General features: G+C 69.4%; 24 protein-coding genes. 5 read left to right on the forward strand and 19 right to left on the reverse strand.

The window, feature by feature from the left end; all coding sequences use genetic code 11:
* Window positions 1-12: 12 nt before the first annotated feature.
* The 9 genes from eda to FE263_RS03875 form a co-directional block, all read right to left on the reverse strand.
* Window positions 13-627, reverse strand: coding sequence for a bifunctional 4-hydroxy-2-oxoglutarate aldolase/2-dehydro-3-deoxy-phosphogluconate aldolase (gene eda / locus FE263_RS03835; RefSeq protein WP_171033913.1), 615 nt, complete (start codon window positions 625-627; stop codon window positions 13-15).
* A 104-nt stretch (window positions 628-731) separates the two neighbouring features.
* Entirely contained in the window at window positions 732-2,561 is a 1,830-nt protein-coding gene (gene edd / locus FE263_RS03840) for a phosphogluconate dehydratase (RefSeq protein ID WP_138324582.1), read from the reverse strand.
* 151 nt (window positions 2,562-2,712) lie between these two features.
* Complete coding sequence (gltX, locus tag FE263_RS03845) at window positions 2,713-4,044, reverse strand: glutamate--tRNA ligase (protein WP_138324583.1); 1,332 nt, start codon at window positions 4,042-4,044, stop codon at window positions 2,713-2,715.
* Window positions 4,041-4,478, reverse strand: a complete 438-nt coding sequence (locus tag FE263_RS03850) for a hypothetical protein (RefSeq protein WP_138324584.1) — start codon at window positions 4,476-4,478, stop codon at window positions 4,041-4,043. Before FE263_RS03850 ends, gltX begins: the two co-directional genes overlap by 4 nt.
* The gene (locus FE263_RS03855; RefSeq protein ID WP_138324585.1) at window positions 4,475-5,641 is read right to left on the reverse strand and encodes a beta/alpha barrel domain-containing protein; all 1,167 of its coding nucleotides are present in this window, start codon (window positions 5,639-5,641) and stop codon (window positions 4,475-4,477) included. The genes FE263_RS03850 and FE263_RS03855 overlap by 4 nt, the downstream gene beginning before the upstream one ends.
* Window positions 5,638-7,089, reverse strand: a complete 1,452-nt coding sequence (locus FE263_RS03860) for a class II 3-deoxy-7-phosphoheptulonate synthase (protein WP_138324586.1) — start codon at window positions 7,087-7,089, stop codon at window positions 5,638-5,640. Before FE263_RS03860 ends, FE263_RS03855 begins: the two co-directional genes overlap by 4 nt.
* 59 nt (window positions 7,090-7,148) lie before the next feature.
* Entirely contained in the window at window positions 7,149-7,808 is a 660-nt protein-coding gene (gene alkB, locus FE263_RS03865; protein WP_138324587.1) for a DNA oxidative demethylase AlkB, read from the reverse strand.
* Window positions 7,805-9,220, reverse strand: coding sequence for a glutathione-disulfide reductase (gene gorA, locus FE263_RS03870; RefSeq protein WP_138324588.1), 1,416 nt, complete (start codon window positions 9,218-9,220; stop codon window positions 7,805-7,807). Before gorA ends, alkB begins: the two co-directional genes overlap by 4 nt.
* A gap of 32 nt (window positions 9,221-9,252) precedes the next feature.
* Complete coding sequence (locus FE263_RS03875) at window positions 9,253-10,176, reverse strand: ferredoxin--NADP reductase (protein ID WP_240758969.1); 924 nt, start codon at window positions 10,174-10,176, stop codon at window positions 9,253-9,255.
* A 205-nt stretch (window positions 10,177-10,381) separates the two neighbouring features.
* Here FE263_RS03875 and FE263_RS03880 point away from each other — a divergent pair, with 205 nt between their 5' ends.
* Both FE263_RS03880 and cobA read left to right on the forward strand, forming a co-directional pair.
* Entirely contained in the window at window positions 10,382-10,972 is a 591-nt protein-coding gene (locus FE263_RS03880) for a histidine phosphatase family protein (protein ID WP_138324589.1), read from the forward strand.
* A gap of 20 nt (window positions 10,973-10,992) precedes the next feature.
* A complete protein-coding gene (gene cobA / locus FE263_RS03885) occupies window positions 10,993-11,808 on the forward strand; it encodes a uroporphyrinogen-III C-methyltransferase (protein WP_240758970.1) in 816 nt (271 codons plus the stop codon).
* Between the two features lie 157 nt (window positions 11,809-11,965).
* Here the strand turns inward: cobA and FE263_RS03890 are convergent, their stop codons facing one another.
* The 4 genes from FE263_RS03890 to pip all read right to left on the reverse strand — a co-directional run bounded on the left by FE263_RS03890 (window position 11,966) and on the right by pip (window position 14,627).
* A complete protein-coding gene (locus FE263_RS03890; protein ID WP_138324591.1) occupies window positions 11,966-12,544 on the reverse strand; it encodes a cob(I)yrinic acid a,c-diamide adenosyltransferase in 579 nt (192 codons plus the stop codon).
* Entirely contained in the window at window positions 12,541-12,864 is a 324-nt protein-coding gene (locus FE263_RS03895; protein WP_138324933.1) for an antibiotic biosynthesis monooxygenase family protein, read from the reverse strand. Before FE263_RS03895 ends, FE263_RS03890 begins: the two co-directional genes overlap by 4 nt.
* Window positions 12,865-12,948: 84 nt before the next feature.
* The gene (locus FE263_RS03900; protein WP_138324592.1) at window positions 12,949-13,536 is read right to left on the reverse strand and encodes a DUF4142 domain-containing protein; all 588 of its coding nucleotides are present in this window, start codon (window positions 13,534-13,536) and stop codon (window positions 12,949-12,951) included.
* Window positions 13,537-13,676: 140 nt separating this feature from the next.
* Window positions 13,677-14,627 (reverse strand): prolyl aminopeptidase, encoded by a 951-nt coding sequence (gene pip / locus FE263_RS03905; RefSeq protein WP_138324593.1) that lies wholly within the window; start codon window positions 14,625-14,627, stop codon window positions 13,677-13,679.
* A 45-nt stretch (window positions 14,628-14,672) separates the two neighbouring features.
* Between pip and FE263_RS03910 the strand changes: the two genes are divergently transcribed.
* Window positions 14,673-15,077, forward strand: coding sequence for a DUF423 domain-containing protein (locus FE263_RS03910; RefSeq protein WP_171033914.1), 405 nt, complete (start codon window positions 14,673-14,675; stop codon window positions 15,075-15,077).
* Window positions 15,077-16,000: an SAM-dependent methyltransferase gene (locus FE263_RS03915; RefSeq protein ID WP_138324934.1), complete on the forward strand. Its 924-nt coding sequence runs from the start codon at window positions 15,077-15,079 to the stop codon at window positions 15,998-16,000. Before FE263_RS03910 ends, FE263_RS03915 begins: the two co-directional genes overlap by 1 nt.
* On the opposite strand, the gene FE263_RS03920 is transcribed toward FE263_RS03915, so the two are convergent.
* The 3 genes from FE263_RS03920 to FE263_RS03930 all read right to left on the reverse strand — a co-directional run bounded on the left by FE263_RS03920 (window position 15,969) and on the right by FE263_RS03930 (window position 18,674).
* Window positions 15,969-17,150: an ATP-grasp domain-containing protein gene (locus FE263_RS03920; protein WP_138324595.1), complete on the reverse strand. Its 1,182-nt coding sequence runs from the start codon at window positions 17,148-17,150 to the stop codon at window positions 15,969-15,971. The genes FE263_RS03915 and FE263_RS03920 overlap by 32 nt on opposite strands.
* Before the next feature lie 66 nt (window positions 17,151-17,216).
* Window positions 17,217-17,720 carry a thioredoxin family protein gene (locus tag FE263_RS03925; protein WP_138324596.1) on the reverse strand — a complete coding sequence of 168 codons (504 nt, stop codon included), beginning with the start codon at window positions 17,718-17,720 and terminating at the stop codon, window positions 17,217-17,219.
* Window positions 17,721-17,741: 21 nt separating this feature from the next.
* Window positions 17,742-18,674, reverse strand: a complete 933-nt coding sequence (locus tag FE263_RS03930; RefSeq protein ID WP_240758971.1) for a sulfonate ABC transporter substrate-binding protein — start codon at window positions 18,672-18,674, stop codon at window positions 17,742-17,744.
* 156 nt (window positions 18,675-18,830) lie between these two features.
* Here FE263_RS03930 and ssuD point away from each other — a divergent pair, with 156 nt between their 5' ends.
* Window positions 18,831-20,003, forward strand: coding sequence for an FMNH2-dependent alkanesulfonate monooxygenase (gene ssuD, locus FE263_RS03935; RefSeq protein WP_138324597.1), 1,173 nt, complete (start codon window positions 18,831-18,833; stop codon window positions 20,001-20,003).
* 11 nt (window positions 20,004-20,014) lie between these two features.
* On the opposite strand, the gene FE263_RS03940 is transcribed toward ssuD, so the two are convergent.
* Genes FE263_RS03940 through FE263_RS03950 form a run of 3 tightly spaced genes read right to left on the reverse strand, consistent with a single transcriptional unit; the run spans window position 20,015 to window position 22,062 of the window.
* Window positions 20,015-20,230: a Trm112 family protein gene (locus tag FE263_RS03940; RefSeq protein ID WP_138324598.1), complete on the reverse strand. Its 216-nt coding sequence runs from the start codon at window positions 20,228-20,230 to the stop codon at window positions 20,015-20,017.
* Between the two features lie 41 nt (window positions 20,231-20,271).
* The gene (locus tag FE263_RS03945; protein WP_138324599.1) at window positions 20,272-21,015 is read right to left on the reverse strand and encodes an LON peptidase substrate-binding domain-containing protein; all 744 of its coding nucleotides are present in this window, start codon (window positions 21,013-21,015) and stop codon (window positions 20,272-20,274) included.
* Window positions 21,016-21,018: 3 nt separating this feature from the next.
* Entirely contained in the window at window positions 21,019-22,062 is a 1,044-nt protein-coding gene (locus FE263_RS03950; RefSeq protein ID WP_138324600.1) for a tetratricopeptide repeat protein, read from the reverse strand.
* Window positions 22,063-22,075 lie beyond the last annotated feature (13 nt).

Raw genomic sequence — 22,075 nt, forward strand, 5'->3', positions numbered from 1 at the left:
CGATCCGCCGGTTCAGGCAATACCGGACAAAGCTGCCGCCTGCGCCGCCCGTCGGCGGATCTCCGCCACGTCCGGTCCCCGGCCGTCGGTGGCGACCGGCGGCACCAGCCAGGAGCCGCCGACGCAGGCCACGAACGGCAGCGCCAGCCATTCGGCGGCGGACGCCTCGTCGACGCCGCCGGTCGGACAGAAGCGCACCCGGCCGAACGGCGCCGACAGCGCACGCAGCGCCTTGATGCCGCCAGACGCCACCGCCGGGAAGAACTTGAAGCGGTCGAGGCCGAGATCCAGCCCGCGCATGATGTCGCCGGCATTCGCGATGCCCGGCAGGAACGGCACGCCGCTCGCGATGGCGGCGCGGCCGAGGCCCTCGGTCAGGCCGGGGCTGACGATGAATCGCGCGCCCGCCTCCAGGCTGGCTTCGAGGTCGTCCTGGTTCAGCACGGTGCCGGCACCGACCACCGCCCCTTCGACCTGCGACATCTCGCGTATGACATCGAGGGCGGCCCCGGTGCGCAGCGTGACCTCAAGCACGCACAGTCCGCCCGCCACCAGCGCCTCGGCGATCGGACGCGCATGGGCGGCGTCCTGGATCACCAGCACCGGTATCACCGGCGACAGCGCCATGATGCGGTCGATCTCCGAGCCGCCGGATCCTGGACCCGCGTGGGGCGTCCCCCCGTGAGGCGTCCCCCCGTGAGGCGTCCCCCCGTGAGGCGTCAGTGCCGAGATCATGCGTATGCGTGCTCCATCGCCGTCAACATCGCCGATGCGCCATGCTCGGCGCTGTCGACGCCGTGACGCATGAAGGCGAACAGCTCGCGTCCGGTGCCTTCTGTCGCAACCGGCGGCGACACCGGCGCGCGCATCGCAAGCTCGGGTGCCGCGACCAGCACGTCGAGGGTGCCGTTCAGCGCGCAGAGCCGGATCACGTCGCCCTCGCGCAGCCTTGCCAGCGGACCGGATGGCAGCGCCTCCGGAGTGATGTGGATCGCAGCCGGGACCTTCCCGCTGGCGCCCGACATACGGCCATCGGTGACCAGCGCCACCCGGTAGCCGCGATCCTGCAGCACGCCGAGCGGGGGCGTCAGCTTGTGCAGCTCCGGCATGCCGTTGGCGGACGGTCCCTGAAAGCGCACCACCACCACCACGTCGCGATCGAGCTTGCCCGCAAGGAAGGCGGCGACCACGTCGTCCTGGTCCTCGAAGATCGCGACCTCGGCCTCGATGGTCCAGCGGTCATGGTCCACCGCGCTGGTCTTGATGATGCCGCGCCCGAGATTGCCCTGCAGCAGCCGCATGCCGCCATCCGAGCGGAACGGGTGGGTCGCGGAGGTGAGGATGCTCCGGTCGGCCGAAGCCGGCAGCGGCTCGCTCCAGTCCAGCCGGTCCGCCTCCAGCTTCGGCGTGCGGGTGTAGGCGGCAAAACCGTCAGGCGACACCGTCATGATGTCGTCGTGCAGCAGGCCGCTCTCCAGCAGCGTCGCGATCACGTAGCCCATGCCGCCGGCGGCCTGGAAATCGTTCACGTCGCCGGAGCCGTTCGGATAGATGCGGGCCAGCAACGGCACTGCCGACGACAGCCGGTCGAGATCCTCCCAGTCGATGACGATACCGGCGGCGCGCGCCATCGCCGGCAGGTGGATCGCAAGGTTGGTCGAGCCACCGGTGGCGACCAGTCCGACGGCGGCATTGACGATCGCCTTTTCGTCCACGCAACGGCCGAGCGGGCGGTAATCGTTGCCGTCCCAGCCGATCTCCACCAGCCGGTGCATCGCCGCCCGGGTCAGCTCCTGGCGCAGCTTCGTGTTGGGTGGGACGAAAGCGGCGCCGGGGATGTGCAGCCCCATCACCTCCATCATCATCTGGTTGGTGTTGGCGGTGCCGTAGAAGGTGCAGGTGCCGGCATCGTGGTAGGAGGCGGCCTCGGCCTCGAGCAGCTCCTCGGTTCCGACCACGCCCTCGGCGAACCGCTGCCGTACGCGCTGCTTCTCCTTGTTGGCGAGGCCGGAGGGCATCGGTCCCGCCGGCACCAGCACCATCGGCAGATGGCCGAAGCGCAGCGCCCCGATCAGCAGGCCGGGCACGATCTTGTCGCAGATGCCGAGCAGGGCGGCGCCCTCGAACATGCCGTGGCTGAGCGCGATCGCGGTCGACAGTGCGATGGTGTCGCGGCTGAACAGCGACAGCTCCATGCCCGGCTGGCCCTGGGTGATGCCGTCGCACATCGCCGGAACGCCACCGGCAACCTGTGCGGTGGCGCCCTTCTCGCGCGCGAACAGGCGCATCTGGTCGGGATAGCGGCCATAGGGCTGATGCGCCGACAGCATGTCGTTGTATGCGGTGACGATGCCGATGTTCATCGAGCGACCGCCACGGATCGCGCGCTTGTCCTCGCCGGAGGCGGCGAAGCCGTGCGCGAGATTCCCGCACTGCAGGCGCGGCCTGGCAACGCCGCGCTCGCGCTGCCGGCCAATCAAGTCGAGATAGCGCCGCCGGGTCGTCGCTGAACGGCGGACGATGCGGTCGGTAACCTCGGCAAGGACAGGATTCAGGGACATGAAAGATCGCAGCAGCCAAGTCGCACGTTGTGCATGCCTATGCCCCCGATGCTTCCGTCATGCCGCTAGTGCGACGCAGTCTCCCGAAAAACGCGTATACTGGTTATATTGCACCTGACGACCGGCGCAAGAGCCGCCTGCGGAACGATCGTCAGCTCGCCGCCATGCGCAGCCGGCCGGCGACGCGCTCGCGGCCCATCAGCGGCAGCAGGTCGCTCAGCTCTGGTCCCTTCTCTTCCCCGGTCAACGCCAGCCGGAGCGGCAGGAACAGTGCCTTCCCCTTGCGGCCGGACGGCTCGCGCAGGCTGTTGGTCCATTCGTGCCAGGTCTCCCGGTGCCACGGCTCCTCGGGCAGCAAGTCGAGCGCCTGGGTCAGGAACGCGCCTTCGCCTTCCAGCGGCGGCGGCACGATGCTGCCGCCGACGACGTCCCACCAGTGCCGGGCCTCGTTCAGCATGTCGACATTGCCGCGCACCACCGACCAGAATTCCGGCGTGGCGCCGACCGGCAGCCGCGCCGACACCGCCTCGAACGGCATTGCGTGCATGGTGCGTCGGTTCAACGCGAGCAACTGCCGCGTATCGAAGCGCGCCGCCGAGCGCGAGATATGCGCAAGGTCGTAGGTTGCGGCGAGTTCGTCCAGGCTGAGCGGATGCGGATCCTCGGAACTGCCGAGGCGCGCCAGATAGGACACGAGCGCCGTGGCCTCGATGCCATCCTGCCGCAGCGCGCGCAGCGACAATCCGTCGAAGCGCTTGGACAGCTTGCCGCCCGCCTCGTCGAGCAGCAGCGGCAGATGGCCGAAGCTGAACCGGTGGGGCGACGCGCCCAGCGCCATGGCGATGTCGACCTGCACACCGGTGTTGGTGACGTGGTCCTCGCCGCGCACGATATGGGTGATGCCGGTCTCGAGATCGTCCACCACCGAGGCGAAGCTGTACAGGATCGTGCCGTCGGCGCGGATCAGCACCGGATCGGAGATCGCCGGCAGCTTCACCTGGGTGCGGCCGAGCACCAGGTCGTCCCACATGACGGTGCCGTCGGTGAGCCGGAAGCGCCAGTATGGCACCTTCCCGTTGGCCTCTGCGGAGGCACGCTGCTCGGCGGTGAGACGCAGCATGGCGCGGTCATAGACCGGCGGCCGGTGCTGGCGGATGCGCTGCTCGCGTTTGGCGCGCAACTCCTCCTCGCTCTCGAAGCACGGATACAGCCGGCCCGACGCACGCAGCCGCTCAGCCGCCGCCTCGTAGGACGCCAGCCGCTCGGTCTGGCGGAAGCTTTCCTGCCACTCAAGGCCGAGCCAGGTCAGATCGTGCCTGATGGCATCGACATGCTCCTCCTTCGACCGGGTGCTGTCGGTGTCGTCGATGCGCAGCTGGAAGGTGGCGCCATGCCGTCGCGCGAACAGCGCATTGGCGACCGCCTGCCGCGCGTTGCCGACATGCAGCAGGCCGGTCGGGCTGGGTGCGAAACGCAGCTTCACGACGCGTGGCCCCCGCGCTCGTCCTCGTCGGGCTCCTCGACTTCCTCGTCGTCGTCGAGGTCTTCCAGCACTGCGTCGGGATCGACCGGCTCCTCCAGGCGCGGATCCAGCGTGCGCCAGTCGCGCTCGATCTCGGACGCCGGATGCGCCACGAAGTCATCGAGTTCGTTGGCGGACTTCCAGCCCTGCTCGCCGGCATCGACGACTTCCGCGTCCTCGCCATAGGCGAACCACGACGCCAGCACCTCGCGCGATGCCGTACCCGGCACCCGGCAACGCTCGACGCTGTCGCGCACGTAGGCGCGCGCGAACGCATTCGCATGCATCATGGTCGGGAAGCCCTTGACCTCCTCGACGATGTTGTCCGCCGACGCCCCGGAGAGATCGAGGATGCGCACCACGAAGCCACCTTCCGGTGCGAACAGGTCGCTCATGCTACGGCTTTCCCATTGCTCCGCTGCGACGCACGGCGCAGCAGGAATTCGCGACCGACCTTGACGCTCTGCCGGTCGCCATACGAAACGATGTCGGCGGTGGCGTAGGTTTCCGACCAGGTGTCGGGAATGAACGAGCCGGTGCCGACCACGTCGATCGGCGCCGCCGCATCCGACATCACCTGGCACTTGTCGACGCCGAAACCCGACGAGGCGACGATGCGGACGCGGTCGAAGCCCGCCGCATCCAGCGTCTCGCGCATGCGCCAGATCGCCGCCGCCGATACCCCGGTGCCGACCAGGTAGCGCAACTCGGTCTCGGACCGGTAGCGCCGGATGGTGCCGGGCGTGTGCCGCTCCAGCACGGCGTAGCTTTCCTGCGGATCCAGCCCCTCGAGGTAGCGGCCGCCATGGGTGTCGAGCCGTACCGCGATGCGACCGGCCGCCGCCATTTCAGGATAGCGTCGGCAGACCTCGATAGAGTCGGTGACCTCGCGGCCGAAATAGTCCGACAGCACGGTGAGGTCGGCATCCGGAAAGGTCTCGTGGAACATCTCGGCGGCGCGCAGCGTGCTGCCGGCATAGCCGATCAGGGCGTGCGGCATGGTGCCGAACCCGGCTGACGCTCCGTAGTAGCCCGCGGTGGCGTCGGTCGAATTGCCGACGAAGCCGAGCGCGCCTTCCTTCTGTGCGGCCCGGCTGCCGACGGAGGCCGCATAGTCCATCATGTCCTGCATCTCGAAGCCGGCGCAGTGCCGCGCCTGCATGGCCAGGAAGCGCGCCTTCGGCAGGCCGAGGCACATGCGGTAGGCGTTGTGCGCGGCGACGCAGGCCGGACCCAGCTTCTGCAGCAGCAGCGTCTCGAGATCGACCAGATGCAGGAAGCTGCCGGTGATATACAGCAACGGCTCGCCGGCGCCGACCCAGGCGCCCTCCTCGAACATGGTCTCGCACCGCACCTCGATGCCGCGCGCGGAGGCGACCTGCGCCAGCCAGTCGGTCAGCAGGCGCGGCGCCGACAGCACCGGCCGGCGCAGGAACAGTGCGTAGGTGACCGGCACGTCGCCGAAGCGGGCCAGGATGGCGCGGGTTCGATTGAAATAGACGTCGGTGCGCGCCGTGATGGTCGCGTCGTCGGTCGCTTCGAGCTCGGGCCTGTTCAAGTGCCGGTTTCTCCAGTCGAGGCCCCCGCGCGCCGGCGCGAGGTCAGCTCGTTCGCAATCAGGAAGGCCAGCTCCAGCGACTGCTCGGCGTTCAGCCGCGGGTCGCAGAAGGTCTCGTAGCGGTTGGATAGATCGGCCTCGGTAAGCTGGAACGCGCCGCCGACGCATTCGGTCACGTCCTGGCCGGTCATCTCGACATGCACGCCGCCCGGCACCACGCCCTCGGCGGCGAACACGTCGAAGAAACCGCGCACCTCCGACAGAATGGCGTCGAACGAGCGCGTCTTGACCTTGGACGAGGTCGAGATGGTGTTGCCGTGCATCGGGTCGGACAGCCAGGTGACGCGCCGGCCGGCCCGGGTCACCGCGCGCAGCAGCGGCGGCAGGTGGCGGCGCACGCCCTCGGCCCCCATCCGGCTGATCAGGGTGATGCGCCCGGGCTCGTCCCACGGGTTCAGGATGTCGAGCAGCCGCAGCAGGTCGTCAGCATTGCTGGAGGGGCCAACCTTGATGCCGATCGGGTTGCGCACGCCGCGCAGGAACTCGACATGCGCACCATCGACCTGCCTCGTGCGGTCGCCGATCCACAGGAAATGCGCCGAGCAGCCGTACCAGTCGCCGGTGGTGGAATCGACACGCGTCAGCGCCTGCTCGTACGGCAGCAGCAGCGCCTCGTGGCTGGTGTAGAACTCGGTCTCGTTGATCTGTGGCGCGGTCGCCAGCCCGCATGCGCCCATGAAGCCAAGCGTCTCGTCGATGCGCTCCGCCAGATCCTGGTAGCGGGCAGCGAGCGGCGAACGCTCGACGAAGCCCAGGTTCCAGCGATGCACCTGATGCAGGTTGGCATAGCCGCCGGAGGCAAAGGCGCGCAGCAGGTTGAGGGTACCGGCCGACTGGAAGTAGCCGGTCTCCATGCGTGCCGGGTCGGGCACCCGCGCTTCTGCGGTGAAGTCCGGACCGTTGATGATGTCCCCGCGATAGGACGGCAGGCTGACGCCTTCGACCGTCTCATGGTCGGACGAGCGCGGCTTGGCGAACTGCCCGGCCATGCGGCCGAGCTTCACCACCGGCACCTTGGCGCCGAAAGTCAGCACGACGGCCATCTGCAACAGGACACGGAAGGTGTCGCGGATGATGTCGGCGGTGAACTCGCCGAAGCTTTCGGCACAGGCGCCGCCTTGCAGCACGAAGGCTCGTCCCTCGGAGGCAAGTGCCAGCTGCTGCTTGAGCCGCCTCGCCTCGCCGGCGAATACCAGCGGCGGATACCGGCGCAGCCGGGCCTCGACCGCCTCCAGCGACGCCGCGTCCGGATAGCTCGGTGCCTGCCTGATCGGGGCGCCGCGCCAGCTTCCGGGCGTCCAGGTCGTCAGGGCAGCCGGGGTGGTCTGTACGGCGGGAGAAGCGGGCGCGGACGGCACGGGGATGACGGAGGCAGGCGACGCGCTCATCGATCGGTTCCGGTTTGAAAGGGGCGCCTTTATCTCTCCATTCGCGCGCCAGGGCAAAATCAGGCCGGTGATGCGACCCGGCGGAATGTCAGGTTGATCCGGCAGGCTCCGGCCAGCCGATGCTCGCCGGCCGCCAGGGGGGCGACGGCGTGAAAGGCCAGCCGCGAGGCGCCGCCCCAGACCACGACGTCGCCGCTCTCGACCCTCACCTTGCGGGTCGGGGCGTTGCGCTGCAGGCCGCCGAACAGGAAGGTTGCGGCCAGCCCGAGCGAGACCGAGACGATCGGCGCGGCAAGATCGAGCTCGTCACGATCCTGGTGCAGCGATAGTTTCGTACGCGGCTCGTAGCGGTTGACCAGGCAGGCGTCGGGGGCGAGCGCGTCATAGCCCGCCGCCATCGCCGCCTCCCGTGCGACGCTACCGAACAGGGACGGCAGCTCCGGCCAGGGATGTCCGGTCAGCGGATCGATGCGGTCATAGCGATAGCCGCGCGCGTCCGAGATCCAACCCACCTTGCCGCAGTTGGTCATCGCCACCGAAAGCATGCCGCCGCCGCGGGTCGCCATGCGCCTGAACGGAGACTGCGCCGCCACCGCCAGCGCGGCCGCAAACAGGGCGGCCTCATGCTGCAGGACGTGTCCATGTAGCAGCCAGGCACCGTCACCGAGCTGCTCGCGCGCCGGCAGCGGTGGCCCCAGGCCGGCGAACAGGTCGGTCAGGGACCCTCGGGACCGGAAGCCCCAGTCGCGCCGGCCACCCTTGTGCGCGTGCGCAGGGTCACGAACTCCTCGGCGGAGCTTGGATGGATGCCGATGGTGCGATCGAAATCGGACTTCTTCAGCCCCGCCGTCACCGCGATCGCCAGCCCCTGCATGATCTCCGGGGCTTCCTCGCCGAGCATGTGCGCGCCGAGCACCACCTGGCTGGCCTGGTCCACCACCAGCTTGATGGTGGTCTGCCGGTTGCGGCCGGTCAGCACGTGCCGCATCGAACGGTAGCGGGCGGTATAGATGTCCGCCGGCGCGCGCTCCGCCGCCTCGTCCTCGGTCAGGCCGACGCTGGCGAGCGGCGGGCTGAAGAACACCGCCTTAGGCACCGTGTCGAAGCGCCACTCCCGGGTGCTGCCGGAGAACAGCCGGTCGGCCAGGATGTGGCCCTCGGCGATCGCCACCGGGGTCAGGTTCTGCCGGTTGGTGACGTCGCCGATCGCAAAGATCGACGGATCGTCGGTGGTCCCGCCATCGTGGGCGATCACCCGTCCGCCCTCGTCGGTCTTCACCGCGGTCCGCTCCAGACCGAGGCCCGACACGTTCGGCTGCCGCCCGACCGCGAAGAACACCATGTCGCTGGCGATCTGGTGCCCGTTGGCGAGGGTCAGCTTCAGGCCCGACCCATCACGCTCGATCCGGTGCACCGTCGTGCCGCAATGGCGCACGATGCCGCGCTCGGTCATCGCCTCGTCGAGCGCCCGGCGCATGTCCATGTCGAAGCCGCGCAACGGCAGGTGCTGGCGGTAGACCATGGTCGCCTGGGAGCCGAGCCCGTCGAAGATGCCGGCGAATTCGACGCCGATGTAGCCGCTGCCGACGATGGTGATGCGGTCGGGCCTGGCCTTGAGGTGGAACGCGTCGTCCGAGACGATGCCGAGCTCGTGGCCCTCGATGCCCGGCTGCGCCACCGGCTTGCCTCCGGTCGCGATCACGATCCGCTCGGCAGTGACCCGGCGTGGCTCCGCATCGGGTGCCAGCGGGCCGGGGCCGATCAGCAGGGTGTGGGCGTCCTCGAACCGCGCATGGCCGGTGAACAGGGTGACGCCGGCGGACTCCAGCAGGCGCACGTAGATCCTGTTCAGGCGTCCGATCTCGCTGTCCTTGTGCGCGATGAAGGCGGCCCAGTCATGGCGGCCCGGCGTGATATCCCATCCGAAGCCCCGGCTGTCCTCGGCCCAGTGGCCGTACTCGGTCGCCTGCACCATCAGCTTCTTGGGTACGCAGCCGAGATTGACGCAGGTGCCACCCCAGTGCCGCGATTCCGCCACCGCTACGCGGGCGCCGTGGCCGGCGGCGATGCGGGCGCAACGCACGCCCCCCGAGCCGCCGCCGATCACGAAAAGGTCGAAATCATAGGCCATGCTGCTCTGTCCCGCCGTCGCCGTACCGAGTGTCAGCGCTCGGCGAACGCCTTCTCGACCACGTAGGCGCCGGGAGCGGCATTGTTGCCCTCGTCGAAGCCGCGCGCGACCAGCAGGCGCTCGGTGTCGGCCAGCATCTCGGTGCTGCCGCAGATCATCACCCGGTCATGTTCCGGATCGAGCGGCGTCAGGTCGAGGTCGGTGAAGATCTTGCCGCTCTCGATCAGGCTGGTGATGCGGCCGGTGGTCTGGAACTCCTCGCGCGTCACCGTCGGGTAGTAGGTGAGCTTGGCGGCGACCTCCTCGCCGAGGAACTCGTGCTGCGGCAGTTCGTGGCGGATGTGGTTGCAATAGGCGAGTTCGCCGGAGTGCCGCACCGTATGCGTCAGGATCACCCGCTCGAAGCGGTCGTACACCGCGGGGTCCTTGATCAGCGCCATGAACGGCGCGAGGCCGGTGCCGGTGGCCAGCAGATACAGGTTGCGGCCGGGGCGGAGGTTGTCCACCAGCAGGGTGCCGGTCGGCTTGCGGCCGACCAGGATGGTGTCGCCCTCGCGCAGATGCGCCAGCCGCGAGGTCAGCGGCCCGTTCGGCACCTTGATGCTGAGGAATTCAAGGTGGTCCTCGTAGTTGGCGCTCGCCACGCTGTAGGCCCGAAGCAGCGGCTTGCCGTCGACCTCGATGCCGATCATCGCGAACTGGCCGTTCTCGAAGCGCAGGCTGGCGTCTCGGGTGCAGGTGAAGGAGAACAGCCGGTCGGTCCAGTGATGCACCGACAGCACTGTCTCGGCGCTCAGATGACCGTAGGTCTTGCTCGGCGGGGCGATCACCTGGGTATCGTCGAGCGCCGCATCCTGATGGCCGTCATTGCCCTCAGCCTTGCCCGCGGCCATGCCGTCCGGTGCAAGGGCCACACGGGAATGCAGGCTATGGGCAGGCGACATCGGATCGGACATACGCAGGAGTACTCCCGGGCGGGCGTGGTTTAGCGTGGCGGCTGATTTATGCGCGGCGCAGGCGTACTTCCATAGCCGAGTGCACATGGCAGACCCGGACACCCTGGCAAGTGGCACTTGTCAGGGTGCGCTGCAGCATTTGTGCAACCCTTGCCGGCCGGTCGGAGATTGAAGCCGGGCGATGCGAGCCATATGGTCCCCGACCATGACACCCAGAACCATCCTCTGCATACGGCACGGCCAGTCGACGGCGAACGTGGCGTGGGAAAACGACGCCGAGGACCCGCTGCAGATCGATGCGCGGCTCACCGCCAAGGGCGAGGCGCAGGTGCGTGCCGCCCGGGAGCGGCTGCGGCACGAGCCGGTCGAGCTGGTCATCACATCGCCGCTGACGCGGGCGCTGCAGACCAGCACCGGCATCTTCGCCGACCACCCGAACCGGCCGCCGATCCTGGTCGAGCCGCTGCATCGCGAGTTCCAGGAGAACAGCGGCGATGTCGGCCGCCCTGCCTCGCTGCTCGCCAGGGAGTTCCCGCACCTGTCGCTATCGCACCTGCCGGAAGTCTGGTGGCACGCCGAGGGCGAGCCCGACCATCGCGGCATCCATGTCGAGCCGCCGCATCGGCTGCAGGATCGGCTGGCGCGGTTCCGGGCGCTTCTCGCAAGCCGCCCCGAGCGCACCATCGCGGTCGTCGGCCATGCGACCTTCTTCTGGCACCTCACCGGCGAGATGCTGGAGAACTGCGGCGTGGCGCGGCTGCAACTGGATGCAGGATCAGCCGCCCGGGCGGGATGACCAGCCCTGATCCAGACAGGGTGGCTCATGCGGAAGCGGTGCGGCTGCTGCTGGGGTCCGACTGCCCGGTCTTCGCACCCGGCCATGTCTGGCTCGCCGGCGCCGGCCCAGGCGATCGCGGGCACCTCACCCTGCATGCCCTGTGCGGCCTGATCCAGGCCGACGTCATCGTCTATGACGCGCTGGTCGATGCCGGCGTGCTGGACCTCGCGCCCGTCCATGCGGTGCGCGAGTTCGCCGGCAAGCGCGGCGGCCGGCCGTCGATCCACCAGACCGACATCACCGGCCGACTGATCGCCCTCGCCCGGCAAGGGCGGCGTGTGCTGCGGCTGAAGGGCGGCGATCCCTATGTATTCGGACGCGGCGCCGAGGAGGCGGTGGCGCTGGCGGAGGCCGGCGTGCCGTATCGGGTGATCCCCGGCCTGACCTCGGGCCTCGCTGGCCTGGCCGCGGCAGGCATCCCGGCGACGGTGCGCGGCATCAACCAGGCCATCGTGCTGGCCACTGGTCACAGCGCCGAGGGCGAGGCCGACGCGATCGCCTCGCTCGACTGGGCGGCGCTGGCACGGCTGGACCAGCCGATCGTGCTCTACATGGCGACCCGGACGCTGGACGAGATCGCCGGCCGGCTGATGAGGGCCGGCATGCCACACGACATGCCGGCGGCGGCGATCGCGCAGGCGGCAAGCCAGCACCAGCAACTCCGGGTGGCGACGCTCTCGACCCTGGCAGCGTCGCTGCGCGAGGTGCCGATCCCGACCCCGGCACTGATCGTGATCGGCCGCATCGTCACCATGCGGGACGTGCTGGCCGAACTCGCCGGCACCCTGGGCTAGGGCCTGATCCGATCGATCATGCCCTGCTTGTCGTTCGAGAGAGCACCCTCAGCCGCTAGAGCCTGATCCTATCGATCAGGCTGAGCTTGCCGTTTGCTAGAGCAGCTTTATCCGCCCGATGGCATCGCAAGGCGATGCCACTCGGTCGGATGCTGCTCTAGGCTTCCGAAGCCGCCCCACGCTGCCACAGCACATCGGCACGGCCATTGTCGTTCAGGTGCCGGGCCAGCACGAACAGGTAGTCAGACAGCCGGTTGAGCAGCCGGATCACCGCCTGGTTGACCTCCTCGGCAGCCGCCAGCGTCACCACGCGACGCTCCGCCCGGCGGATCACCGTGCGCGCCACGTGCGCCTGCGCCGCCGCCATGCTGCCCGCCGGCAGCACGAAGCTATCCAGTGGCGACTGGTGCTCCAGCAGCGAGGTGATCTGCGCCTCGATCAGCGCCACCGGCCGGTCGTCGATGCGCAGCGTGGCGCCCATCGGCCCGGGGACGCACAGGTCGGCGCCGACATCGAACAGCAGGCTCTGGATACGCACCAGGACGGCATCCTGCGGGTGCTGTGATCCGAGTGCCGCGCGCAGCACGCCGAGGATCGCATTGGCCTCGTCCACCGTGCCGTAGGCCTCGACACGCAGGCTGTCCTTGCGCTGCCGGCTGCCGTCGCCGAGCGAGGTCTGGCCGGCGTCGCCGCCGCGCGTCACGACGCTGTCGATGCGCAGGGTGCGGCCGGTCATGGCTTGTCGACGGTCTGCAGGACCTCGAAACCCTCGAACTGCGGCGGCCCGAGATAGGATGGCCGGCGCGCGGTCTGGCCGGCATCGCGATGCGCCTGGCGGAAGGCGTCCGACTGCGTCCAGGCCTCGAACTGCTCCTTGGTGGCCCACACCGTATGCGATGCGTAGAGCACGTGGTCCTCGGCGGCAGGACCGCGCAGCAGGTGGAAGACCTCGAAGCCGGGCACTTCGCGCAGCCGGGATTCCCGGGTCAGCCACATCTGCTCGAAATCGTTCTCCGAGCCGAGCGCTACCCGGAAGCGGTTCATGGCGATGAACATGGCGATGATCTCCTGGTGCCGAAACATGAACGGCCGCTGCCCCGCGAGAGGCAACGGCCGCAGATGTCGTAGCGGTTGCCGGGGTTAGGAAGCGTCGGCCTTGTGGTGGTGCATCATGTGGTGGTGATGCATCGTACCCGTGCCGGCGAGTGCCTTGGCGCGGTCCAGGTGCATCTGGATGGTCGGGATGGTCTGGGTCGCGAAGTTCTTCAGGTCCGGATCGGTGCCCGAGGACGCCTCGGTCTGGAACGCCGCCAGCACCGCCTCGTGACCCATGATCTGGCCCTGCAGGTAGTCATGGTCGAACTTGCGGCCGTGCTCGCCCTGCAACTTGGTGAGCATCGCCTGCTGGTCGTCGTTCAGCGTGGTCGGCACGGTGCCGCCCTTGGCGGTGACGAGCTGCTTGAGTTGGTCGTCGTTGGCGGTGTGGTCGGAGATCATCTTCTCGCCGAACGCCTTGATCGCCGCGCTGTGCGAGGAGGTCTCGGCCAGCTGGCTGGTCTGGATCTCGTTCATGCCGCCCTGGGCCGCGGTCTGGATGAAGGCCGCGTCGTTGGCGGCGATCGGCGGTGGGGCAGGCGGCGGCGGCGGGGGAGCCGGCGGCTTGGTGTCGGCGCAGGCGGCGAGGGGCAGGAGCGCCAGGGCAAGGCCCCAGCGAGCGTAACGGTTCATCGATTGGAGTTCCTCTGGAAGGGAGCGATCCGTGGCAAGTGCTGCAACGTCATAACGCGCACGGCGTTTGCACGCCCGCGGACAAAACCGGCTTTGTCTCGAAACTGCACCAAAATCAACCGTTTTCAGTTACATCGGCGTCAATGCGTCTCGCGCATGCGCTCCACCGCCTGCACCAGCGCCCTGCGAATGCCGGGCTCCAGGGCCGAGTGCCCGGCATCCGGCACCACGTTCAGCTTTGCCGCCCTCCAGCATGCGGCAAGGTCGAAGGCGCTGCGGGCCGGGCAGATCATGTCGTAGCGGCCCTGCACGATCTCGCCTGGAATCCGGGCCATCCGGTCCATGCCGGCGAGCAGCCCGGCCGGCGGCAGGAACAGCCGGTTGGCGAAATAGTGCGCCTCGATGCGGGCCAGGCCGAGCGCCGCCCGGTCGCGGGCGAAGCCGAGTACGGTGGCGGGCGTCGGCAGCAGGGTCGAGCAGGTGCCTTCGTACATCGACCAGGCTCGCGACGCCGGCAGATGTATCGCCGGATCGGGATCGGTCAGGCGCGAGAGGTAGCCGCCGAGCAGGTCGCCGCGCTCCTCCTCCGGCAGATGACCGGCAAAGGCGGCGTGGGCGTCCGGGAAGATCTGCGCCAGGCCATACAGGAACCAGTCCAGCTCCTGCGGGCGGCCGAGGAAGATGCCGCGCAGCACCAGGCCGGTGACACGATCCGGATGCGCCTGGGCGTACGAGAGGCCGAGCGTCGAACCCCAGGAGCCGCCGAACAGCAGCCAACGCTCGATGCCGAGCAGATCGCGCAGCTGCTCGATGTCGCGCAGCAGGGCGGGCGTGGTGTTCGTGCCGATGCTGCCCTGCGGCCGCGACCGCCCGGCACCGCGCTGGTCGAACAGCACCACGCGCCAGTGCGACGGATCGAAGAACCGGCGATGCACCGCGCCGGCGCCGGCACCCGGGCCGCCATGCAGGAACAGGGCGGGACGGCCATGCGGGGCACCGATCTGCTCCCAGTAGATCGAGTGGCCACCCTCCACGGCGAGGTAGCCGGTCTCGTACGGTTCGATTTCGGGAAACAGCTCGGCACGCGCCATGCCACGACTATACGCATCCCCGCAGACGCAGCTAGAAGCGCCGCCATGCCGGAGAGTGCAGCACCGTCCCGCGCCTGGCTCGCCACCGGCGCCCTTCTCGGCCTGCTGACGGTGGCAGGCGCGGCGCTGGCGGCGCATTTGCCCGACCGCCTGCTGGCGCCGGATGGCCGTGCGTCGCTCCGCGCCGCGGTGCAGGTCATCGGCTGGCACGCCGCCGCCCTGCTGGTCGCCGCACTATGGATGCGAGACGCCGGGCGGCGCTGGATCGTGCATGGGGCGTGCCTCTGCCTGCTGCTCGGCACCGTCTGCTTCTGCGTCGGCGTCGCGGTGCCGGCACTGCGCGGGCCGCATCTGGGCAGGCTCGCCCCGACCGGCGGCACCCTGCAGATGGCCGGCTGGCTGCTGCTGGCCCTCTCGACGCTCGGGCGGCCTGGCGGCAGGAGGGTGTGATCGAGGGGATCCGCTCGGCCTATCTCGCCGACGAGTTGACGCAGCCGGTGCTGGCGGAGGAGCTGCAGCGGCTCGGTGTCGCGGTCACCGGGTGGCACGGCCTGCTGGCGCTGTCGCCCGATACGCCGCGCATCTCGACCTGGGCGCTCGATGTGTGGACCGCGCCCGAACTGGTCGAGTGCGCCTCGATCGGGCTCGCGGCCTCCGCCATGCGGCAACGGCAACGCAACTGGAGCCTGTATCCGGCCGCGCATCACCGTCGCTGCGCGCTGATCGCGGAGCGCCTGCCGCCGGTGAAGGCGGCGGCGTTGCGGTTCCCGGAACCGATGCCGACCGCGCCGCTCGGAGCCTGGACCCTGCTCGCGCCCGATCGGCTGCTGCTCAGTGCGACCAAGACCAGCCCGTTCGTGGGCGGCGCCTGCCGCTTCGTCGAGGACCGCACCGGACCACCCTCGCGCGCCTATCTCAAGCTGTGGGAGGCCTGCACCCGCCTCGGCGCGCATCCCGGGGCGGGCGATCGCTGCCTCGATCTGGGCGCGGCGCCGGGTGGCTGGAGCTGGGCGCTGGCGCAGCTCGGCGCCGAGGTGATCGCGGTCGACAAGGCGGATCTGGCGCCGCAGGTGGCGGGCCTGCCGAACGTGACGCTCAGGCGCGAAAGCGCCTTCGGCCTCGATCCACGCCAGGAGCCGGAGACGGACTGGCTGTTCAGCGACGTGATTGCCTACCCGGAGCGGCTGCTCGGCCTGGTGACGCGCTGGATCGAGGTCGGCCGCACGCGGCGGATCGTCTGCAGCGTCAAGTTCCAGGGTGCCACCGACCATGCGGTCGCCGACCGCTTCGCCGCCATCCCGGGGGCGACGCTGATGCATCTTGCGCACAACAAGCACGAGCTCACCTTCCTCTGGCGGCGGCCTCCTGCCTGAGCGGGGAGCGTCGATCGATCATCGCCTCCACGGCAAGGCGGATGCGGCCGGCGGGGTCCGGGCCGCCGGGTTCGCCGGACCGCCGGTCGTGCACGATCATGCCGGTCTCGACCTCGAACACCAGCAGCCTGCCGTCCGGCATCACCCCGCAATCGAGACCGAAATAATCCAGCCCGACGCGTTGCCCGAGCGCATGCAACGCAGCCCGGGCGCGGGCCGGGAGGACGGTCTGCGGAGTGGCAAGGAAGCGATCCTCCTCCGCACCCTTGGCTGCGTCCTGCTCCATGCCGGCATTGTAGTACCAGACCGCCCAGTTGTGATGGATGCCCAGATGCAGCGGATAGGGTGTCCCGTCGACAAAGACGAAACGAAACTTGCGCCATTGGCCGTCCGGGCTGCGATAGTCGATGAACGGCGACACCGTGAAGCCGAAAAGCCCCTGGTGCCGGCGATCGTAGTCCGCCAGCGCCTCCGTGCCCGTGATCCGCTCCAGGCCGCTCCCGGCGTGCGAACCGATCGGCCTGATGATCAGAGGAGGACCGATCGGGGCCGGATCGCCCCACTGTCGCGTGACATGCTCCGGCACGATCGCATCGGGCAGTCCGCGCAGCAGGGTCGCGGCCCCTGCCCGGCTCAGGCCGCCAACGCGTGCGCCCTGGTTGATCACCGGGGCTGCGATGCAGTCGGCGAGCGCATCGGCAGCGGCCAGCGCCGCGACGTGCCGCGCATCCTCTGCGATGGCGATGAAGACGCAATCGAACGGCATTGCGGCGCGAAGCTCCGGCGGCAACGCAGCCTCCGGGTCCGCCAGCACGCGCCGCGGGTCGGTGATCCAGAGCGTGTGCAGCAGGGTGGTGTCGTCGAACAGCCGGTCGAGCGGCAGGTTGGCCTGGAAATCCCCCGGCACGCACAGCATCAGCACCGAGCGCTTCGCCGGCCGGCGGCAGGGGCGTGTGAAGAAGGCACCCTCTGCCAGCGCCATCTGCAGATGGAGCAGCGCCGCCGTCCGGTCGCCCAGGGCCTGGCAGGTCTCCCAGAGCACGCGATGCGCGTCGCGCCTGGATGCCGGCACCTGGGTCGCCGCTTCAAGCAGCGTCCGCGAGTGCTGCCATCTCGCGCGCTCGTCGCCGGGATCGATCGTGCCTTGCATCCCCGGCCCCCTCGCTGCCGGGGCCAGTCTAGTGGGGCGCTGGTTAAGCGGGCATGAACGCGTCGGTCAGGAGCGCGCGTCCCACTTCCCGAGCAGATCGACCACCGCCTGCGACGACATCGTGCGGGCGTTGCCGAGCGTCAGCGTGCCGTCCGGGTTCAGCAGCTTGCCGTCGGGGGTCACGATCAGCACGGTCGGGACCGCCTTGATCACCACGCCGTAGCGCTTCGCGATGTCCATGTTGGCGTTGAGATGATCGACGTTGACGGACACCGGCACGAAGTTCTGCGTGATCCAGCCCTGCACCGGGGCGAGCTGCATCACGCCGGCCAGCATCCGGCAGTCCGGGCACCAGTTGCCGCCGAAATCGATCAGCAGGCGCCGGCCGGACTGATGGGCCTTGCGCACCGCCGCATCCACGGCGTCGTGGGCGGCCGCCGGCGCGTCGTATGGATGCGCGACCGGAGCAGGCTGGCCGGGCGGCACCTGCGGTGGCGCGGTCAGCGCGCGCGCGGGGCCGGCAAGCGACAGGGCCAATGCGGCCGCGGCCAGGATCGGGAAGGTCTTCACGTCGTTGTCTCCAGGCTCAGTTCAGGCCGGCGCATGCCAGATCGCCTTGGACACATCGAGGCGCCCCGGGATCAGGTGCTGTGCCGCGAAGGTATCGGCGATCTGCTGCTGCTCGGCCACCACGTCCGGCGTCATCGGCGAGACGCCGAAGCTCAGCCGGTTGATCGCGCGCCGCACCACGTCGAGCGGCAGGCCGGTATCGGCGGCAAGATACTGGCTGACATTCTCCTTGTGCGCCTGCGCCCACCGGTCCGACCGGTCGAGCTGCCGCAGCGTCTCCTGCACAAGGTCCGGATGCGCCGTGGTGAAGGCCCGGTCGGCCAGCAGGAACTGCCGGTTCTGCACCAGGCCCTGCGCGGTGGTGAGGAGGCGCGGACTGGAGCCGACCTCGACCGAGGATAGATACGGGTCCCAGATCGCCCAGGCATCGACACGGCCGGTATCGAAGGCCGGCCGCCCCGCCGCCGGCGGCAGGTAGACCGGGTTGATGTCTGCGGACGTCAGGCCGGCATGCTGCAGGGCGCGCAGCAGCAGCCAGTGCACGTTGGAGCCGCGATTGAGCGCCACCGACTTGCCCTTCAGGCCGGCGACGCTGGTGATCGGGCTGCCTTTGGGCACGATGATCGCCTCGCCCTGCGGCGCCGGCGGCTCATGCGCGACATAGACGATCCGGCTGCTGGCAGCCTGCGCGAAGATCGGCGGAGTGTCGCCGGTGATGCCGAAATCCAGTGCCCCCGACCCCATCGCCTGCAGCATCTGCGGACCAGCCGGATGCTCGCTCCACTCGACGCGGTCGCCACTCCTGGCCAGCGCCTGTTCGAGATAGCCGGTGTGCTTGAGGATGATCAGCGTGCCGTAGCGCTGGTAGCCGACCCGGATGGTGCGACCGCCGGCAGCCCGCGCGGACCGGACGAACGGCGCCGAAAGGCCCGCGCCCAGCGCAGCCCCAAGCAACGCGCGCCGCCCGACCGATGAAACCGGCCGGGGGACAGGGGCCCCGCTTATGAGGGGATTGTATTGATCCACGGGGCGATACACCTTCAGGCGCGAGATACACGTGTCCGGGTCGTGATTGGCCGGAAATTTCCACCGATGCAAGGGTAGTTCGTCTTGTCCCAAGCCGCTGAAGCCGCCGATGTCCTGTGGTTCCTGCCGACCCACGGAGACGGGCGCTATCTCGGCTCGCAGACCGGCGCGCGCCACGTCACGCTGAGCTATCTGAGCCAGATCGCGCAGGCTGCCGACGATCTCGGCTATTTCGGCATGCTGCTGCCGACCGGAAAGTCCTGCGAGGATAGCTGGGTGGTGGCCTCCGCGATGATCCCGCTGACCAAGCGCGTGCGCTTCCTGGTTGCAGTCCGCCCCGGCCTGTCGGAGCCATCGATGACGGCGCGCATGGCGGCGACCTTCGACCGGCTCTCCGGCGGCCGGCTGCTGGTCAACGTGGTTACCGGCGGCGATCCGAGCGAGCTGGCCGGGGACGGCGTGTTCCTCGACCACACCGCGCGCTACGAGGCGACCGACGAGTATCTCACCGTCTGGCGGCGCATGCTGGCCGGCGAGACCGTGCAGTTCGAGGGCAAGCATCTCAGCAGCAAGGGTGGCAAGCTGCTCTATCCGCCGGTGCAGGCACCCTACCCGCCGCTCTATTTCGGTGGCTCCTCCGATGTCGGCCAGCGCGTCGCGGCCGACCATGTCGACGTCTACCTGACCTGGGGCGAGCCGCCGGCGGCGGTGGCGGAGAAGATCGAGCAGGTCCGCCGTCTCGCCGCCGAGCGCGGACGCACGCTGTCGTTCGGCATCCGGCTGCATGTCATCGTGCGCGAGACCGAGCAGGAGGCCTGGGACGAGGCGTCGCGGCTGATCAGCCACGTCAGCGACGAGGATGTCGCGAAGGCGCAGAAGGCGTTCAGCGGCTTCGACAGCGTCGGACAGACCCGCATGGCGAAGCTGCACGGCGGGTCGCGCGAGAACCTGGTGGTGAGCCCGAACCTTTGGGCCGGGGTAGGCCTGGTTCGTGGCGGCGCCGGCACCGCGCTGGTCGGCTCTGCGCAGCAGGTTGCCGACCGCATGAAGGAGTACATGGCGCTCGGGATCGACCGGTTCATCCTGTCGGGCTATCCGCACCTCGAGGAGTGCTACCGGTTCGCCGAGCTGGTGTTCCCGCTACTGCCGCTGAAGGCAACCACCGGGATCGATCGCGGCGTGGCCCGCAATGCCGGTCCGTTCGGCGAGGTGATCGCCAATGTCAGCGCACCATCGCACCGGGCCGCCGCCAGCTAGGGGATTCTCGCTCAGTCCTCGAGCTTGCGGGCCTCGTCCGGCAGCATGATCGGGATGCCGTCGCGGATCGGATAGGCCAGGCCCGCCTTCCGGCTGATCAGCTCGCCAGCATCGCGGTCGTAGGTCAGCTCGGTCTTGGTGACCGGGCAGACCAGGATCTCGAGCAGCCGCGGATCGACCGGCGTCGGCCGGGCGGGGGTCGCGGTATCAGCGGTGCTGTCCGACATGGTCTTCGTGTGCCTCCTCTAGGACCCTGACCGCAGCCGGGTCAGGCGGAATGTGGGCCGTTCCCGCCGTCTGGCTCGTGACCGGCCATTTCCAGCAGAGCCTGTAGTGTCTGCGCACGGTCGGCCAGCGTGACCGCCTCCAGCAGGGCCTGCTTCTCGGGTGGCGGAAACGGACAGATCATGCTGAGCGTGGTGATCAGCGTCTCGTCGTCCATCTGTTCGATGGCCTCCCAACGAGCCTCGAAGCCGCGCAGCGAGAAATAGTGCCTGAGCGACCGCAGCAGCTGTACGCGGTCGAACGCCACCGGACCGGGCTCGACGAGATCGGCGGCGAAGGGCCGGAAGTCGGGACGCACCTGCCGGTAGCCGTTGCGGACATCGACCTCCTGCCAGACCCGGAAGCGGGCGACGCCGAACAGGCTGATCGAGAAGGTGCCGTCCTCGCGCTCCGCGAAGGAGGCGAGGCGGCCAACGCAGCCGACGCGATACAGCGGTGCCGGGCGCGGCGGAAGGTTCTGCCGAAGGCCCATGGCCAGCTCGTCATCATCGTCCGTATCGCGGCTGCCCGGTATTTCCTGCGGCTGGATCATGCCGATCAGCCGGCGCTCGCGCAGCGCGTCATCGACCATGGCGAGATAGCGAGGCTCGAAGATGTTCAGCGGCAGCCGTCCGCGGGGCAGCAGCAGGGCGCCCGGCAGCGGGAAGACTGCGAGTTCGCCTTCGAGATCCTCGAGACCAACCGCGTTCAGGCGCGGCAGCCTGCGATGGCCGGATGTCTGGACCATCGGCTAGCTGAACAGCATGGCTGACATCCGGCGCCGGGACGAGAGCGTGACCGGATCATCGAAGCCCCAGGCCTCGAAGAACCGGATCAGCTGCAGCCGCGCCGCGCCCTCGTTCCAGCTGCGGTCACGGCGCATGATTTCAAGCAGGGCGTCCGCCGCCTCCTGCCGCTGCCCGGCGCCGTTGAGGGCGGTCGCGAGGTCGTAGCGCGCGGGGTGATCGTCGGCATCGGCGGCGATACGGGCACGCAGACCGTCGAGCCCATCCGCTGCGCGGCGCCCTTCGGCCGCAAGCGCGATGGCGCTACGCGCGCCGGTGATCTCGGCGTGGGTCGCAATCTTCGCCGGCACCTGTTCGAGCGCCGCAAGCGCCTGCTCCTCGTCGCCCATCGCCAGCAGCGCACGCGCGAGGCCGCCCCACGCTGCCGGGCTTTCCGGCTCCTGCTCGAGGGTAGCGCTGAACAGGGCGGCCGCCTCTTCCGCCTCGCCGGCCTCGAGCGCCACGCGGGCCTCTCCCAGCGTATCGGCGGCGGGCATGCTGCCGCCGGCTACTTTCAACAGCCCCTCGACGAAGCGCTTGATCTCGCTCTCCGGCAACGCACCCTGGAACATGTCGAGGATCTGGCCCTGCCAGAAGGCGGCGACGGTGGGTACCGACTGCAGCGGCAGGCCGACCTGGGTAAGCTGCTGCACCAGGGCGCGATTCTGGTCGATGTCGATCTTGACCAGCTTGATCCGGCCGCCCGCCGCCCGCGTGACCTTCTCCAGCGCCGGGGTGAGCTGCTTGCAGGGGCCGCACCAGGTGGCCCAGAAATCGACCAGCACCGGCAGCGCACGGGAAGCTTCTATGACCTCGGCCATGAAGCTGTTCTGGTCGGCGTCTACGATCATGTCATCGATGGAAGCGGCGGGGCCACGGCGGATCATGTCGGGGTCGGCGGCACCGCGGGAAGCAGATCCGGGGCCGGCAGAAGGGGTGGCTGACGGCCGGGCGCCGGCGGGGACGGCGCGGCCGGGAGCGGCCTTGTTCTGGCCGATGATGTAATCCATGGGCACACCCGTT

The sequence above is a fragment of the Lichenicoccus roseus genome (genome assembly GCF_005844085.1).
Classification (GTDB): domain Bacteria; phylum Pseudomonadota; class Alphaproteobacteria; order Acetobacterales; family Acetobacteraceae; genus Lichenicoccus; species Lichenicoccus roseus.

What these genes read in the sequence shown, in the direction of transcription:
- eda (WP_171033913.1), bottom strand. Translation starts at nt 627, where the DNA reads ATGGCGCTGTCGCCGGTGATACCGGTGCTGGTGATCCAGGACGCCGCC.
- edd (WP_138324582.1), bottom strand. Translation starts at nt 2,561, where the DNA reads ATGTCCCTGAATCCTGTCCTTGCCGAGGTTACCGACCGCATCGTCCGC.
- FE263_RS03850 (WP_138324584.1), bottom strand. Translation starts at nt 4,478, where the DNA reads ATGAGCGACCTGTTCGCACCGGAAGGTGGCTTCGTGGTGCGCATCCTC.
- FE263_RS03860 (WP_138324586.1), bottom strand. Translation starts at nt 7,089, where the DNA reads ATGAGCGCGTCGCCTGCCTCCGTCATCCCCGTGCCGTCCGCGCCCGCT.
- gorA (WP_138324588.1), bottom strand. Translation starts at nt 9,220, where the DNA reads ATGGCCTATGATTTCGACCTTTTCGTGATCGGCGGCGGCTCGGGGGGC.
- FE263_RS03875 (WP_240758969.1), bottom strand. Translation starts at nt 10,176, where the DNA reads ATGTCCGATCCGATGTCGCCTGCCCATAGCCTGCATTCCCGTGTGGCC.
- FE263_RS03880 (WP_138324589.1), top strand. Translation starts at nt 10,382, where the DNA reads ATGACACCCAGAACCATCCTCTGCATACGGCACGGCCAGTCGACGGCG.
- FE263_RS03890 (WP_138324591.1), bottom strand. Translation starts at nt 12,544, where the DNA reads ATGACCGGCCGCACCCTGCGCATCGACAGCGTCGTGACGCGCGGCGGC.
- FE263_RS03895 (WP_138324933.1), bottom strand. Translation starts at nt 12,864, where the DNA reads ATGTTCATCGCCATGAACCGCTTCCGGGTAGCGCTCGGCTCGGAGAAC.
- FE263_RS03900 (WP_138324592.1), bottom strand. Translation starts at nt 13,536, where the DNA reads ATGAACCGTTACGCTCGCTGGGGCCTTGCCCTGGCGCTCCTGCCCCTC.
- pip (WP_138324593.1), bottom strand. Translation starts at nt 14,627, where the DNA reads ATGGCGCGTGCCGAGCTGTTTCCCGAAATCGAACCGTACGAGACCGGC.
- FE263_RS03910 (WP_171033914.1), top strand. Translation starts at nt 14,673, where the DNA reads ATGCCGGAGAGTGCAGCACCGTCCCGCGCCTGGCTCGCCACCGGCGCC.
- FE263_RS03920 (WP_138324595.1), bottom strand. Translation starts at nt 17,150, where the DNA reads ATGCAAGGCACGATCGATCCCGGCGACGAGCGCGCGAGATGGCAGCAC.
- FE263_RS03940 (WP_138324598.1), bottom strand. Translation starts at nt 20,230, where the DNA reads ATGTCGGACAGCACCGCTGATACCGCGACCCCCGCCCGGCCGACGCCG.
- FE263_RS03945 (WP_138324599.1), bottom strand. Translation starts at nt 21,015, where the DNA reads ATGGTCCAGACATCCGGCCATCGCAGGCTGCCGCGCCTGAACGCGGTT.
- FE263_RS03950 (WP_138324600.1), bottom strand. Translation starts at nt 22,062, where the DNA reads ATGGATTACATCATCGGCCAGAACAAGGCCGCTCCCGGCCGCGCCGTC.